This is a genomic window from Bradyrhizobium sp. 41S5, assembly GCF_011516665.3.
Taxonomy (GTDB): domain Bacteria; phylum Pseudomonadota; class Alphaproteobacteria; order Rhizobiales; family Xanthobacteraceae; genus Bradyrhizobium; species Bradyrhizobium quebecense.
In genome coordinates this window covers 861,039-876,577 of record NZ_CP083721.1, presented here as the reverse complement: position 1 = coordinate 876,577, position 15,539 = coordinate 861,039, and the positions used below count along the sequence as shown (strand labels likewise).

At 64.9% G+C, this 15,539-nt stretch carries 12 protein-coding genes; 6 read left to right on the top strand and 6 right to left on the bottom strand.

Going from position 1 to position 15,539, the window contains the following annotated elements; genetic code table 11:
- Positions 1-5 precede the first annotated feature (5 nt).
- The 6 genes from HAP47_RS04190 to HAP47_RS04165 all read right to left on the bottom strand — a co-directional run bounded on the left by HAP47_RS04190 (position 6) and on the right by HAP47_RS04165 (position 7,865).
- Positions 6-410, bottom strand: coding sequence for an ExbD/TolR family protein (locus HAP47_RS04190; protein WP_092122695.1), 405 nt, complete (start codon positions 408-410; stop codon positions 6-8).
- Positions 411-415: 5 nt separating this feature from the next.
- Complete coding sequence (locus tag HAP47_RS04185; protein WP_231168743.1) at positions 416-2,425, bottom strand: DUF2341 domain-containing protein; 2,010 nt, start codon at positions 2,423-2,425, stop codon at positions 416-418.
- A 29-nt stretch (positions 2,426-2,454) separates the two neighbouring features.
- On the bottom strand, positions 2,455-4,113 hold the full coding sequence (locus HAP47_RS04180) for a ShlB/FhaC/HecB family hemolysin secretion/activation protein (RefSeq protein WP_231168742.1): 1,659 nt from the start codon (positions 4,111-4,113) through the stop codon (positions 2,455-2,457).
- A 392-nt stretch (positions 4,114-4,505) separates the two neighbouring features.
- The gene (locus HAP47_RS04175; RefSeq protein ID WP_173639318.1) at positions 4,506-5,489 is read right to left on the bottom strand and encodes a FecR family protein; all 984 of its coding nucleotides are present in this window, start codon (positions 5,487-5,489) and stop codon (positions 4,506-4,508) included.
- Positions 5,490-5,948: 459 nt separating this feature from the next.
- Positions 5,949-6,290 carry an RNA polymerase sigma factor gene (locus HAP47_RS04170; protein WP_231168942.1) on the bottom strand — a complete coding sequence of 114 codons (342 nt, stop codon included), beginning with the start codon at positions 6,288-6,290 and terminating at the stop codon, positions 5,949-5,951.
- Positions 6,291-6,755: 465 nt separating this feature from the next.
- Entirely contained in the window at positions 6,756-7,865 is a 1,110-nt protein-coding gene (locus tag HAP47_RS04165; RefSeq protein WP_231168741.1) for an STN domain-containing protein, read from the bottom strand.
- 77 nt (positions 7,866-7,942) lie between these two features.
- Here HAP47_RS04165 and HAP47_RS04160 point away from each other — a divergent pair, with 77 nt between their 5' ends.
- The 6 genes from HAP47_RS04160 (at position 7,943) to HAP47_RS04135 (ending at position 15,487) form a co-directional block, all read left to right on the top strand.
- Positions 7,943-8,650 carry a TetR/AcrR family transcriptional regulator gene (locus HAP47_RS04160; protein ID WP_173640671.1) on the top strand — a complete coding sequence of 236 codons (708 nt, stop codon included), beginning with the start codon at positions 7,943-7,945 and terminating at the stop codon, positions 8,648-8,650.
- 19 nt (positions 8,651-8,669) lie between these two features.
- Positions 8,670-9,641 carry an ABC transporter permease gene (locus tag HAP47_RS04155; protein WP_173639319.1) on the top strand — a complete coding sequence of 324 codons (972 nt, stop codon included), beginning with the start codon at positions 8,670-8,672 and terminating at the stop codon, positions 9,639-9,641.
- Between the two features lie 41 nt (positions 9,642-9,682).
- Positions 9,683-10,699 carry a sugar ABC transporter substrate-binding protein gene (locus HAP47_RS04150; RefSeq protein WP_173639320.1) on the top strand — a complete coding sequence of 339 codons (1,017 nt, stop codon included), beginning with the start codon at positions 9,683-9,685 and terminating at the stop codon, positions 10,697-10,699.
- A 77-nt stretch (positions 10,700-10,776) separates the two neighbouring features.
- Positions 10,777-12,900 (top strand): ABC transporter permease, encoded by a 2,124-nt coding sequence (locus HAP47_RS04145; RefSeq protein WP_173639321.1) that lies wholly within the window; start codon positions 10,777-10,779, stop codon positions 12,898-12,900.
- A complete protein-coding gene (locus HAP47_RS04140; protein ID WP_173639322.1) occupies positions 12,897-13,994 on the top strand; it encodes a hypothetical protein in 1,098 nt (365 codons plus the stop codon). Before HAP47_RS04145 ends, HAP47_RS04140 begins: the two co-directional genes overlap by 4 nt.
- Positions 13,991-15,487, top strand: coding sequence for a sugar ABC transporter ATP-binding protein (locus HAP47_RS04135; RefSeq protein ID WP_173639323.1), 1,497 nt, complete (start codon positions 13,991-13,993; stop codon positions 15,485-15,487). Before HAP47_RS04140 ends, HAP47_RS04135 begins: the two co-directional genes overlap by 4 nt.
- Positions 15,488-15,539 lie beyond the last annotated feature (52 nt).

Sequence of the window (15,539 nt, the reverse complement as noted above, 5' to 3'; positions counted from 1 at the left end):
CTGGCTCACTTCACGAGCGGCTTGGTGGCGAGCCCGACCTGGCTCAGGCCGATACGGCTGAGCAGATCGAACACGTCCATCACGCTCTGGTACTGCGCCTGCGCATCGCCGCGCAGCACCACCGGAAATTCCGGCGTCAGCGCCTTCTGCTGAATCAGCCGCTGCTCGAGCTCGGCCAGGGTCACCGGTATGGTGTCGAGGAAGATCTTGCCGTCATTGGCGACCGTGATCGCCTTGGTGGTTTGGGTCGCAAGGCTCGGCGCCGCCGAAGCCTTCGGCAGATTGACCTTCTGGCCCTGCACGGTCGCCGTCGTCATGATGATGAAGATCACCAGCAGCACGTAGGCGAGGTCCAGCATCGGCGTGATGTTGATGTCGTCATAGGGCTTGGAGTCGGCCTGGATCTGCATGGCCGTTACTCCGCAGCGATGCGGTGTTCGCTCGGGTCCGGCCGGTCGGCGGAATAGAATTCCGCCATCTTGGTCACGAACTCGTCGACGAAGACCTGAATATCGTTGGTCAGGTCCTTGATCCGGGAGATCAGGTAGTTGTAGCCGAACAGAGCCGGGATCGCGACGCCGAGACCGGCGACGGTTGCGACCAGCGCCGCGGCGATGCCGGGCGCGATCGCGTTGACGTTGACGTCACCGCTCGCCGCGATCGCCGCGAAGGTGATCATGACGCCGACCACGGTGCCGAGCAGGCCGAGGAACGGTCCGCCGGAGATCGCGATGGTCAGCACCACCATCAGGCGGTTGAGGCGCTGCATCTCCTTGACGACGCCGGAGTCAAGCGCCGCACGGATCGCCGCGATCGAGACCGCCGACAGCACCGGCGCGCGCTGCGAGTTGCTGAAGCGGTGGCGGATTTCCGCGGCGCCGATGTGGTAGATGCGGTAGAGCGAGGACGAGCGCATCATCTTGGCGTCGGCCTCGGTGAGGCGTCCGCCCAACGTCGAGATGTCGTCGGCATCGCCGCGATCCAGCATGGTGAGATCGGCCGCGATCTCGCGGAACCCCTTCATGAACTGGGCATTCGCCTTGGCCTGCTTGCTGAGATACGAGGCTCTGTCGAACATCACCACCCAGCTGACCGCGGCCATGATCAAGAGAATGCCGATCACCACCCAGCCGTCGAGCGTCACCGACTTCAGGATCACCGCGAAGTAGCCGGACAGCCAGCTTGTGGTTTCCTCGTCGACGCTGAAGGCCATCAGCTTGGCCTGGTCGGGCCCCTGCCCGATCGCCATCACCTTGATGAGTCCGGCGGGCCGCGCGACCTTGCTGATCTGCAGTTCGTCGATATCGCCGACGAAGCCGGCCATCGCGGCGGCTACAGGCGCCGGTGCCGGCGTTGCCGCCGCATCCGGCGTCGCCGCGGGCGCGGCGCTACCGTCCGCAGCCGGCGCATCAGGGGGCACTGATGGTGTTGCTGCGGACGGGGCCGTCGCAGGCGCGATCGGAGAGGCACTGGAGGTCGACAAGTCTCCTCCGATCAGGCCAACGGTATTGAGGGCGGGCAGGCTCGCGCTGAGCGCGGCATAGGATACGCCGTCGAGATAGAGCGTGACCTGGCCGTTTCCGGCAACGACGGCGACATGATGCCAGCTGCCGGCCGCCACCGGCGCTCCGGCGCTCGAGCGCTGCACGGAGCCCGCATTGGTGACTTCGACAAACGGGCTGCCGTTGTCGACACCGACCACCAGCGCGTTGGCGCCGTCACGCCGGCTGAACAGCGCGGCGTTGGGCTGCAAGGCGGCCGGCTTGATCCAGGCCGACCAGGTCAGCGCAGCACCATCCGGCCACGCGAGCGACGGCGAGGCCGGCACGGTTACCGGCGCGCGGCCGTCGAGCCGCAAGCCGGTCCCGATCAGCGAGCCGTCCGCCGGCTGGCCGACGCTTTGGGCGTTGTTGGCCCATACCGAGGAATCGATCGCCGGCGTACCGCGCTCGTTGAAGTGATAGACCGTCAGGGTATCCGGATCGTAGGTGCCCTTCGGATCGCTGGTCGCGAGCGCTTTCTTGTTGCCGTAATAGAGCCAGATATCGGTCCGCGCGCCCGGCGCGATGTTCGGCACCGCGACCCAGACCAGGCCTTCGCCAAGCAGCGAATCGAACTTCTCGATGTGATGCTTCAGCGGCGTCTTGTCGTCACCGGCGACGAACCGCAGATCGCTGCCGTCGTCCTTCGCCGAGCTGAAGCGGAAGTTGCCGACATGCAGCCGCACCAGCACCGCCGCCCCGCCGATCGGATCGGTGACGTTGGCGCCCGACGCGCTGGCATCGATCGTGATCTTCTTGCGCAGCGACCATTCGTCGTTCCACCACGCATTGGCGGGCGCGAGCGACGCCACCAGGGCGACGAGCCCGAACAACAATGCCGTCGCGGCGTTCGCAATGCCTCGGCGCAGCGCCGGCCGGAGCATGCCCCGCTCGAGAGTAAGACCCATCCCCATCAGAATTCACCCCAGATTCGGAAGTTCACGCGCGGACTGTTTGCGTGCGTGTATTGTTGAGCGACCCCAGGCACCGAAAGCGCGACCATGCCGTTGAAATATTCGAAGGTCTTGAATCGGGTGCCGAGGCCGTAGCTCCATGCGACGAATGACGATTGCTGATCAGGCAGCGGCTGCTGGATCGACGCGTAGCCGGCATCGAAGAACGTGAAGAAGCGCCAATCGTTGAAGGTGATGAAGCGCGGCTTGCCGTCGCCGGTTTCGCTCCTGAGCTCGCCTTGCAGCATGCCGCCGACATTGGGCGTGCGCAGCTCGAAATTGGCGACCGCGCCGTTGTCGCCGAGCACCTCGGATTCGAGGTAGCCGCGAACGGTATCGAGACCGCCGAGGCTGAACTGCTCGCTCGAGACCAGCGGGCCGTCGGCAATCTGGCCCTGCACCTTGCCGTAGAGCTGGAACCCTTCCGGCAGCTCCTGGGTATGCGAGACGTCGAGGTTGAGGTGGGTGAAGCTCGGCGAAGCCTTGAAGCGCTTCGCGTCGAACTCGTCCCACGGGCTGCTCAGCGTCCGGATGTTGTAGGTGACGCCGGCATTGAACTGCGTCGTGAACTTCTCTTCCTGGAACGTCGCCCCGTAAGTCGCGACGACGGGATAATAAGTGACTGGTGACGAGAACCCGTCGGTGCCGAGCTTCACGGTCTGGTCGAAATGCTTGTAATCCATGCCGACCGACAGCGTATGGAAGAGACCCTCGCGTGTCGGCAGCGTGATCACGGCGCGCTCGCCGATGATCGTGCCGGGACCGACCACGTTGGTGCCGCCGATCGTCGCGACATTGCTGTTCGACTTGACGCTGTAGAATAGCAGACTGAGCCAATCGGCCTTCGGTATCCGCGCCATGTAGGAGCCGGAGAACACCTCGGCATCGCTCGGGCGCTCCGGCGCGACCTGATAGGTGAAGCTCAGGGAATGCCCGAGCTGCCACAGGTTGTCGTAGTGCACGGTGGCGGAGACGCGGCTCGCCGTGGTGGACGGCGATTGCCGGTTGTTGGCTTCGACGCTGGCGTGGAACGGCGCCTTGTCCTCGACATTGAGATCGACGTCGACGGTGCCCGGCGCCACGCCGGCGCGCAGCGCCGGGGTCACGCGGCGATCCGGCCACTGGTTGAGCGACACGATGTCCTTGGTGACGTCACCGAAATTGGGAACGGTGCCCTCCTTCAGCGAAGGCGCGCTGTCCTTGATCCGGTCGAGATCGAAATAGCGCGAATTCTTCACCCGCAGCCGCCCGACCTTCAGCTCGGTCACCTTGAGGGTGACCACACCGCCCGTCACGTTCTGCTGCGGGACCGCGACGCTGACGGTCTGGAAGCCCTTGTCGTGATACGCCTTCTCCAGCGCGGCCCGCGCCTTCTCGACGTCCTCCGAGGTCTTGCCCGGACCGAGGAAGGGATAGATCGCCTCCTCGATCTCGACCTGCGGCAGCCTATCGGCTCCCTGCACGGCGAAGTCGTCGATGTCGAAGCGCTGCAGCGGCGCCGACGGCTTTTGCGCCGGTGTATTCGCCTGCGCCGGCTGCTTGTCCGCCGCCGGCGCTGCGGCCGTAGCCGCATCTTTCGCTGCTTCCTTTGCCGCACGCGCCGGAACGATGGCTGCCACGGAGCCAACCACGGTGAGCGCCGCAGCCGACACCCGCAACCCGATCCGACATCGCTGACGATGCCCGAAAACCCGATGATCTCTTCGACTACGCACAGACGTCCCACTTACTTCGCGCAGACGCGCGCCATCGCGACAGGAAGGCCGCGATGACGACGCCTTACTCAGAAGACGATTGGGCGAACGCAAACCCGCAAAAGAATCTGCGGCGGCGCAAAAGAAATTTTTGTTTTGTTAGGAGATCGAACGGCACGGCGCCGATTCGTTCGACTTTAACCGCGCTTCGATTGCAGCGAACGGGACTAATGCACTTTCTGATGCGTCTTCTTCACGCGAACCGGAATCCATCCTACATCAAGTGCGGGACAGGCTTCGTTCGAAAACGCTCCAGGTCAACTCATCAGCACCACACCGCCGGGCAGCGATGTGATCCGCGCGCCGAACAGTTGCTCGACCTGAGCGACGAAATTGTCGAGCTTGTCGACCTGGAAAGTGCCGTTGACCAACCGGCGTTTCAGTTCCGCGTTGGTAATGATGATCTTTCCGGCGCGGTACCGGTTCACTTCGTCGACGACACTCGCCAGCGGCCGGTCGCGGAAGATCAACAATCCGGTCTGCCAGGCCGCGACCTGCTTGGCGTCGACCGGAAGCGATGCCTGCAGGCCCGCGCGCGAATAGGTGACCTGTTCGGCCCTGCGAAGCTGCACGGAACGGCTGTCCTGCTCGACGGTGACGATGCCGTCGAGGCACGTCACCGAAACCACGCCATCGAGGCAGCGCGCGTTGAAATCGGCCTGCAGCGCGCTGACGCGCCCGTCGCGCGCCAGCATCACCAGCGGCGTCGACGACGACCTTCGCGCGACCACCGAGGCCTCGCCCGAAATCAACTCGACCCGAGTCTCGTTCGGCGTGGGTCGCAGCGCCAGGCTGGTCTGGGTGTTCAATTCAGCCGAAATGTCCGGCGCCAGCATCACCTTGCGCTGTTCGCCCTTTGCGGTCCGGTAGTCGGCCGAGAGTTCCTCGATCGACGGCCACATGTCGAGTGGCGGGCGGATCATCACGTAGCCGGCTGCGGCTGCGATCGCACCGCCGAACACGATGCGGCGTGTCAAGAGGCGTGACGGCCGGGGCGGCAACGCCGCCACGGGGGCCGCGGCGGCCTGCTCATCGGCGAGTTCCTTTGCCGCGGCGCTGGCGCTGCGGAGCAGCCGGGCAGCCGCCCTGAAAGCATCCTCGTGGTCGGGACTTTGCGCGCGCCAGCGTTGCAACGCGTCGACGTCGGCGCGGGTCGGCGCGCCGGCCTTCAGCCGAACAACCCAGTCAAGCGCCTCATCCAGCAACGGATCGGGCCCGGAAGTGCGGGTCGGCTCGGTCACGACGGATTGCTCATCACCCTGCTCGCCAACCTCAACCTCCCGATCGCGTCGAGCACATAGCGAAGGTGGCTATATAGACGATTCCGACGGCAGCAGGGCTGCCGCAATCGGCCGTTGCGCACAATGCAAGCAGAAACATCCGGTAATCGCAGCTTGCGCCCCATCGCGCGCCGGGAGGCCGCGCGGCGATCGCATGCCAGGCCGATCAAGTCTGCACGTGTTTTCAAGCGGCGCAACACTTCCGGCGAACCTTTCCCAGGCACCCAAACGGTCCTTATGAGATCGCTCTCTACCCTATAGACGACGGAAAGCCCGCTATCCCGCAGAACAGAGGTTGAAAATCCTGCAGCTTGTGCCCCCTGATTTCAGGTCAAGCGCCTGCAGTTGTTGGAAATAGTTCCGGCAACAAATCTCGACGGCCGGCTCCGCGTGACGACGCGCGTCGCGGCCGCGGCAGGATCACGTACGGGGACGAGGACCGCCGAGACGACGGATCAGAGTATAATCGAGGCAATCGGCACAATGGCTCAGGGCCAACTTCAAATCGCTTTCCACCGTTCGCACGCTGACACCGAGGCGGGTTGCCACATCGCTGGGCGTCCGTCCCTCGATCGTAATACTATAAAGCACATCGCGCGGCCGCTCCGGCAATTCGGCCAGCGCCCGCTTGAAAGCATCAATATCGGAGCGGGCCTCGACGATTCTCGCCGGGCTCGGTCCGTCGTCGCTGACGTCGAGCAATGAATCGATTTCGGCCGCGCTGACGCGGAGATTCTGCGCCTTCTGGCGATCCCGGGCGATGTTGATCGCGATACGGAAGATATAGTCGGCGGGGCTGCGGATCGGCGGACGACGGCGTCGGGCGCAGGCTCGGCACGGCCGGCTCCGCCGGCATCGGCTCCCGCGCCGGGGCCGCGGTCAGGTTGTCGAGCGGCGGATCGGGGCTGTCCAGCGACACCTCGGTCCGGCTCGCGAGCGTCGCGGTTTGCGGCTGCGACACGGGCGCAACCGGAATCGGCGCAGGCGATGGGCTCGGCAGCAACCGAACCTGGACGATCGAGCTCTGCTCCCGGCTTGCCGGTCCAGCCGGCGGCTGCAACCGGATCCAGTAAATTCCCCCGACGAACAACAGGGCTGCGATCGCCGGCACCAGGAGCAGACGCAGCACCTCGCCCGGGGTCCACGCGCTCGGATCCTCGGGATGAAACAGCAGCATCATCGGCCTCAAGCCCCGCACGCCATCCGCTCCGCCGGTGTCGTTCTCACTCATTGGAACGATTTCACCCGGATGGCGATCCGCACCGGCTGCGGCGCATTCGCAGGCGTCGTTCGGCTGACGGTCAATCCTTGCAGCGCCGCGGTCACGGCGGCATCACGGTTCTGATCGCCGGTCGATCGCAACAGCTGGGTTCGCTGGATCGTGCGCGTTGGATCGATCCACAGATCGACAACGAGCTGATAGCTGCCGCCGCGGGACCCGATATTTTTCTGCAACGCCTTCTGAAGGTCGAGCTGCAGGCTTTCGCTGTAGTCGCGCAGCGCGCCGGTGTCGTTGCCGTCACTGGTCGCACGCACCTGCAGCGTGCCGAGCGACAGATCCGCGGTCGCAAGCGGGCTCGCCGGCGGATGGTCGGCGCGCGCGGCGCGCGAAGCAAGCGTGATGGCATCCGGACGAATGTACTGGACCTTCAGATCGGTTCCCTTCAGAAGCAGGTTCAATGCTTCCTCAGGCGTGAGAGTCCCTTCGACCGGCGCCGACTTCCGGCCGGTTGCCGAGTTGCTCTCGTAAAGCACCTGCACGCCGGTGCGTTCGCCGTAAGCCTGCAGCGCGCTCGCAAGCTGCTGGGACGGGATATTGAATTCGATCGCTGCGGATGCCGTGATGGTGTCGCGCTGCTGCGCGGCAACCGCGCAGATGCTGCCGATCAGCAGCGCAGCACAAATCCCGAGCAGATACCGCGACGTTGCGGAGGCCCTCGGAGCGTCAGCGCCGATCGCAGCGCCGCCGCGCGCACCATATGATCCAACTGCCGTCATAACCTTGCTTCGGCCCAAAGTGATCGTGGGTGAAATTCGGCCAGTCTGTGCGGGTTGACCTTCCGGGCCGGCGAGCCTGCGTTCTTTATATCTGGAATGTGACGGCCTTCTAACCGGCAACATGATCGGCTGGAGTGCCGGAATTTGTGCTGACCTTTCAGCGCGAAAAGTTCCCGAATAGCGCCGGAGCGGCGCCGGGCTCCAGGCAAGCGACGCGGCGCGGGCCAAAAAACGAGCGAGCGCTCTCTCAGAAAAATTGATCATCCCCCTTTTCCGAACGCCGGTTCGTGGGCTAGGAATTGAGCAAGGGCGCAAAGCCCGGCCCGGATCGGCAACCAAATGAAATGATCCGGGGACATAGCCAGGGAGGCAACGTGGGTCTCGCGCGTCAGCGGCCGGGGACGAATGCGTTCGCGATGGACGTGCTTTGCGCACGCATTCTCGAACGTCATCGCGATTCCATCCGGGTCCAGAAGTCGCATCTCGCCGTTCCGAACCTCACGCGCATCATCGGCGCGACGCTCACCCTGTCCAACAAGCACGGCTTTCACGCCACCACGCTGCGCCAACTCGCGGAGGCGTCCGGCCTCAGCATGGGCGGCCTCTATACCTATTTCGACAGCAAGCCGACACTGCTGTCGATGATCCTCGGCGAGGTCGCCGAAACGGCCGCCGAGGTCCTCACCGCACCGCCCGCCAGCGTGCAGCAGGACGCACGCAAGCACCTGCATTGGATCATCGCCACCCACGTTCGCATGAGCGAGGCGATGCAACCCTGGTTCGTGTTCTCCTTCATGGAAGCGAAGTCGTTTCCGCCCGCGGAGCGCCAGCGCGCCATCGAGATGGAGGTGATGACCGAGAAGATCATCGCCGACGTCCTCAAACAAGGCGTCGCCAGCGGCGTGTTCGCCATCGACCAGGTCACGCTGACGGCCTCGCTGATCAAGCCGCTGCTGCAGGACTGGTACGTCAAGCGCGCGAAGTACCGCAGACGCGGCACCTCGATCGAGGCCTACATCAACGCCGTCGGCACCTTCGTCGATGCCGCGGTCGCCGGCCGGACGCGGCTCAGCCGCGTCGCGACCGGCTCCCGCACGAGATCCAGGCCGACGGCGCGGCCATAGCAGCAGGAAGGACGAGGCAATGAAGCGATTGCGATTCAATCAACAGGAGATCGTCTTCGCCGTATTCGCCGTGCTCTTCCTGGCGTTCTCGATTTTCCTGCGCGGCTTTCTGACGCCCGAGAACATGCTGACGCTGCTGCAGAACGTGGCCGTGCTCGGCATCCTCGGGCTCGCCATGGCGCTGGTCGTGATCGGGCGCGGCATCGACATCTCGCTGATCGCAGCCCTCGCGGTCCCTCCGGGGCTCGTGCTGCAGATGGTGCAGAACGGCCACTCGCTGCCGGCCTCGCTGCTGACGGCCGTGCTGCTCACGATCGCCTTCGGCCTGGTCAATGGCTGGCTGATCGCCTACGCCGAGGTCCCTTCGCTGTTTGCGACGCTGGCGACCGGACTGCTGCTCGCCGGCCTCGGACAGGCCGCGCTGTTTCAACTCGACGTCGTGCAGTGGAGCGACGGCATGCAAGGCTTCGAGCGGCTCGGACAAGGTACCATCCTCGGTATCCCGACCTCGATCGTGATGTTCGCGATCGCCTGCATAGTGGTCGCCTTCCTGCTGCGCCAGACCCGCTGGGGCGCCTATATCTACGCGATCGGCGACAATCCCTATGCGGCCCGCGTCACCGGCATCCCCTCGCGGCCGATCATCGTGCTGCAATATGTCGTCGCGGCCTTGATCGGCTGCTTTGCCGGTCTGGTGATGGCGGCGTCGGTCAACTCGATGCCGACCCGCGTCTTCAATTCGACCCTGATCTACGACGTCATTCTGGTCGTCGTGCTCGGCGGCATCGGGCTGTCGGGCGGCCGCGGCGGCGTGCTCAACGTCATCATCGGAACGCTGCTGATCGGCACGATGCTGAACGGCATGACCATCATGGACATTTCCTACGCCGGACAAAACCTCGTCAAGGGCGTCGTCCTGCTGCTCGCCGTCATCACGGATTCATTCCTGAATCCGCGCAACGAAGAAACCGCACAGCAGGGCGATATCTGAACCAAGTCAAAGAACGATCAATCACGACCAAGGAGGAAGCAATGAAATACGCTGTCAGGACTGCCAAGGTGATCGCCGCAGCGCTCGGGCTAGCGGCCATCGCCGCACCCGCTTTGGCCCAGCAGGGCCTGGACGAGCCGTTCCAGAAGCCGTTCAAGGAGGCGCTCGCCGGCAAGACGGTGGCCTACGTTCCGGTCGCCATGAACTTCGACCTCACCGAAGGCTGGTACGCCGGCATGAAGAAGGAGCTCGAGCCTTACGGCGTCAAGTTCGAGATCCGCGATCCCAACTGGAACACCAATGCCGGCGCGCAGGCGGTGACCTCGCTGATCTCGGAGAAGCCGGCCGTGATGGTGATCCACAATCCGGACGTGCAGACCTACGCCAAGCTGCTGCAGCGGGCCGAGAACGAAGGCATCTACGTCATCCAGATCAACATGGGATCGGCCTATCGCTCTTCGGCCTTCGTCGGCGCCAACTGGATCGAGATCGGCGAGAAAGACACTGAAGCCGTGGTCAAGGCCTGCCAGGGCAAGTCGAACAAGATCGCCATCGTGCAGGGCGCGCTGTCGGCGGCGGCCAGCGCCTATACGCTCAAGGGCGTCGAGAACGTGCTCGCCAAGCATCCCGAGGTCAAGGTGGTCTCGAGCCAGGCGGCCGACTGGGATGCGGCAAAGGCCAAGGCGATCACCCAGACGGTGCTGAAGCAGAATCCCGATCTTTGCGGGATCGTCGGCTTCTGGGACGGCATGGACATCGGCACCGCGGCGGCTGTGAAGGAAGCCGGCCTGACCGGCAAGGTGTTCGTCGCCACCTCCGGCGGCGGCGAGCGCAAGGGCGCCTGCGAACTCGTGAAGTCCGGCGCCTTCGATCTCAACCTGAGCTACGACGTGCCGACCCAGGCCGCGCAGATGGCAGGCACCATCAAATGGCTGCTGTCGTCCGGTGCGAAGGCCGGCTCGATCAAGGGTTCGGAATACACCACCCTGATTCCGATCACCAAGGAGAACGCGGACAGCCAGACCGCGTGCTGGAATCTCAGCGACCTGAAGAAATAGCCCGGCCACGTCCGCTTGACGTCCCGGGCGCGCTCCGCCTGGGACGTCGATCTCCCAAAATCCAACGCCCTGCTGGAATGCCGATGCGCGATACCCTGACGAGCCTGCGTTACCGCTATTGGCCGGATCATCTCCTCGGCGAGATCCTGTCCAAGCGTTGGACCGAGACCGCCATTCCGGTGATCCTGCTCTTGATCGTCGGCTTCGCGCTCAGCCGCTCCATCGATCACTTCCTGTCGCCGGCGAGCCTTGCCGACACCGCGCGGCAGGCCGGCGAGATCGGCTTCATCGGGCTCGGCATGGCGCTGGTGGTCATCGTCGGCGGCATCGATCTGTCGGTCGGCTCGATCTTCGCGCTGACGGATTTCTGCGCGCTCTATCTGCTCGACGTGCTGAACTGGCCGGTGCCTGCAGTGGTGGTCGCCACCCTGCTCTGCGGCGCGCTGCTCGGCGCCGTCAACGGCGTCCTGATCGGATACCTTCGGTTACGTGCCTTCATCACCACGCTGATCACCTTGATCATCTACCGTTCGGCGTTCGATCTCCTGATCCAGCGCTACTCCAATTCGATCGCCGCGGCCTTTCCCGACATCCCGTCCTGGAATTTCATCGGCGGCGGCGACGTGTTCGGGATTCCGAGCGTCGCGCTGGTCTACATCGCGATCGCGATCTTCGGCCATATCTTCATGACGCGGCTGCGCCCGGGCTGGCACATCACCGCGATCGGCGGCTCGCGCCGTTCGGCCTACAATTCCGGTATTCCGGTTCGCCGCACCATCGCGCTGTGCTATGTCGCGAGCGGCGTGCTCACCAGCATCGCCGCGCTGTTTTTCGCGGCAAGGCTCGGCACCGTCGGCGGCGACATCGGCGTCGGCCTCGAGGTGATCGTGCTGACCGCGACCGTGCTCGGCGGCATCACGCTCGGCGGTGGCAAGGGCTCGGTCGCCAAATCGCTGGTCGGCGTTCTGATCGTGCTCCTGATCACCAACGGCCTGACCACGCTCAATGCCCGCGGCGGCATCAACCGCATGGCGCTCGCAGGCATCCTGCTGATCGCCGCGATGGTCGACATCCGCTGGCAGAAGAACCGCACCCGCATCATCAGCAAGGTCTATGTCGCGCCGACCTATCACGCGTTGCCGCCGCCCCCGGCCACCGAAATCGGCCAGGGCGGCCCGTTCGAGCAGAACGACAAGCTGCGCGACGTCGAATTGATCGGTCTCGGCCGCATCGAGGCGCCGGAGGACGTGATCCTCGATCGCAACGACAATCTCTACGCCGGCTCGCGCCACGGCGACATCATGCGCTTCTTCGCGCCCGACTATCAGCGCATGGAAGTGTTCGCCCATATCGGCGGCCAGCCGCTCGGCATGGCGTTCGACCGCCAGGACAATCTCTATGTCTGCATCGGCGGCATGGGCCTGTACCGGATCACGCCCGACGGCACCGTGGAGAAGGCGACCGACGAGACCAATCGCAGCATGCATTCGGTGAACGACGACAGCCGGCTGCGGCTGGCCGACGACCTCGACATCACCGACGACGGCCTGATCTTCTTCTCGGAAGCCACCGTGCGCTATGAGATGGACGAATGGCCGATCGACGGCCTCGAGGCGCGCGGCAACGGCCGCATCATCTGCTACGACACCAAGACCGGCACCACCCATACGGCGTTGCGCGGCCTTAAATTCCCCAACGGCATCTGCGTCGCCAGCGACGGCCAGTCGATCCTGTTCGCCGAAACCTTCGGCTGCTCGATCAAGCGGCTGTGGTTCGCGGGACCGAAGAAGGGCCAGGTCGAGGTGGTGATGGACAATCTGCCGGGCTATCCCGACAACATCAACCTCGCCTCCGACGGCAATTACTGGCTGGCGCTGGTCGGCATGCGCAGCCCCTCGCTCGACCTCGCCTGGAAGATGCCGGGCTTCCGCCGCCGCATGGCCAAGCGCGTCCCGGTCGACGAATGGCTGTTCCCGAACATCAACACCGGCTGCGTCGTCAAGTTCAACGAGCGGGGCAAGATCCTCGAATCGTTCTGGGACCTGCGCGGCGAGAACCATCCGATGATCACCTCGATGCGCGAGCATCGCGGCTACCTCTATCTCGGCGGCATCATGAACAACCGGATCGGCCGCTACAAGCTGACTAACGCGGACCCGAACTTCGTGCAGTATGACAAGCGCTGGGGGAAAGCGTCGTGATCGCGGCCGTCAGGGAATTCGCCAACCGCTTTCTCGGCCGCGGCGAGGCCACCATCACCGTGCCGTCATTCGACGGCGCGCTCAAGCCGAACCAGAAACTGGAAGCCGCGACCACCTTGCTGGAGTGCGAGGCGCCCGAGGACCTCGCAACCGACAGCCGCAACCTTTATGTCGCCGACGGCCGGCGCCTGCTGCGCCTCGACGGCAGCGCTGCGACCGAGTTGCGCAGCTTCGAGCGACCGATTTCGGCGCTCTGTGCGCTCGCCGACGGCGGCCTCGCGGTCGCGCTCGGCGGCCGCGAGGTGCGCCTCTACGCCAATCCCTCATCGGGCGAGCCAAGCGTGACGTTCAGCGACGCCGCCTTCAATGCGATCAATGCGCTGACGCTGGCGGACGACGGAGCCTTGATCGCGACCGACGGCTCGACAACTTGCGGCGTCGACGATTGGGCGCGCGACCTGATGGAGCTCAACCGGAGCGGCCGCGTGTTCCGGCTCGATCCCAGGACCCGATCGGTGAAGCCGCTGGCCTCGAAGCTCGGCTACGCTTTCGGCGCCTGCGCGCGCGGCGATGGCGTCCTGGTCAGCGAGAGCTGGCGGCATCGCCTCGTGCTTGTTGCGGATGGCAGGCCGCCGCAGGTCGTGCTCGGCCACCTGCCGGTCTATCCGTCGCGGCTGTCGAAGGCCACCGGCGGCGGCTATTGGCTCACGGCGTTCACCGCACGCACCCAGCTGATCGAATTCGTGCTGCGCGAGCCGGCCTACCGGCGCCGCATGATGGCCGAGATCGATCCCGCCTATTGGGTGGCGCCGCGGCTGCGCTCGGGCTTCTCGTTCAAGGAGCCGATGCAGGGCGCGCACATCAAGACGATGGGCGTCATCAAGCCGTGGGCGCCGCCGCGTTCCTACGGCCTCGTGATCCGGCTGGGCGAAGACGGCAAGCCGCTCTATTCGCTGCACAGCCGGGTCGACGGCAGCAATCACGGCGTCGTCGCGGCGCTCGAGCTGGGCAGCGACCTCGTACTGATCGCCAAGGGACCGGGCCGCGTGCTGAAACTGCCCCTCGCCGGGCTTGCCGAGGAGGTCGGCTCATGAGCGACACCGTGCTTTCGCTGCGCAAGGCCACCAAGCTTTACGCCGGCGTGCCCGCCATCGAGGGCGTGGACTTCGACCTTCGCCGCGGCGAGATCCATGCGCTGGTCGGCGAGAACGGCGCCGGCAAGTCGACGCTGACCAAGGTGATGGCCGGCGTCGTGACATTGACGTCGGGCAGCATGACGGTCGACGGCTCCGACGTCGCGCCGCGCACGCCGCTCGAGGCCCGCAATCTCGGCATCGCCATGGTGTTCCAGGAGAACAGCCTGGTGCCGACCATGACCGTGGCGCAGAACCTGTTTCTCGGGCAGGAGAAATTCTACAACCGGCTGCGCGGCATCTACATCGCCGCCCAGCAATTCCTGCAGTCGCTGAATTTCGACGTGACGCCGACTGCGACCGTGAGCGGGCTCGGCGCGGCCAAGAAGCAGATGGTGGAGATCGCGCGCGCGGTCCTGCACAAGGCCAAGGTCATCATCTTCGACGAACCGACCGCATCGCTGACACCTGAAGAGAAGAAGTATTTCTTCGACCTCGTCCGTGACCTCAAGAAACGCGGCGTCTCGATCATCTTCATCTCGCATGCGCTGGAAGAGGCCCTGCTGCTCGCCGACCGGATCACCGTGCTGCGTGACGGCAAGCACGTCGTCACCGACGATGCGGCGAAGTTCGATCGGGCCGCGATCGTGCAGTCGATGGTCGGACGCGACCTCTCCAACACGCTGTATGGCGCCAGGAAGGCCAGCGTCCGGCCCGCCGGCGCGCGCGTGCTCACGGTGCAGAACCTCAAGATGGCGCCGATGGTGAAGAACAATTCGCTGTCGGTGTTTGCCGGGCAGATCACCGGCGTGTTCGGCCTGGTCGGCGCAGGCCGCACCGAAACCTTCAAGATCGTATCCGGCGTGTTGAAGCGCGACTTCTTCCACGGCGGCGAGATCCTGCTGCACGACAAGCCGGTGCGCTACCGGGTTCCGGCGCCGGCGGTGAAGGCCGGCATCGCCTATGTCACCGAGGATCGCAAGGTCGAGGGCTTCTTCGAGACCGCCTCGATCGCCCGCAACATCTATCTCGGCCTGCTCTCGAAGTTTCCCGCCGGCCGAATGCTGCTGTCGCGGCGCGAAACCAACACGGTGGGCAAGACCTGGACGCAGCGGCTGAAGGTCCGTGCCATCGGCGACGAGGCCAAGGTGGTCGAGCTTTCAGGCGGCAACCAGCAGAAGGTGGTGATCGCCAAGTCGCTGGTGCAGGAGCCCGAGCTGATCATCTTCGACGAGCCGACCCGCGGCGTCGACGTCGGCGCCATTGTCGAGATCCACGAGCTGATCAGCCAGCTCGCCGACGAAGGCAAGGCAGTGGTGGTGATCTCATCCTATCTGCCCGAGATCATGGCCCTCTCCGACCGCATCCTGGTCTCGCGCCAGGGCAAGGTGGTCGAGGAATTCTCCGCGGTCGAGGCGACCGAGGAGAAGATCATGTACGCGGCGATCCATTGAGGGCTGAAGCGCGATGAGATTGGGTTGAATCGTCATCGCGCTTTAGCTTGTT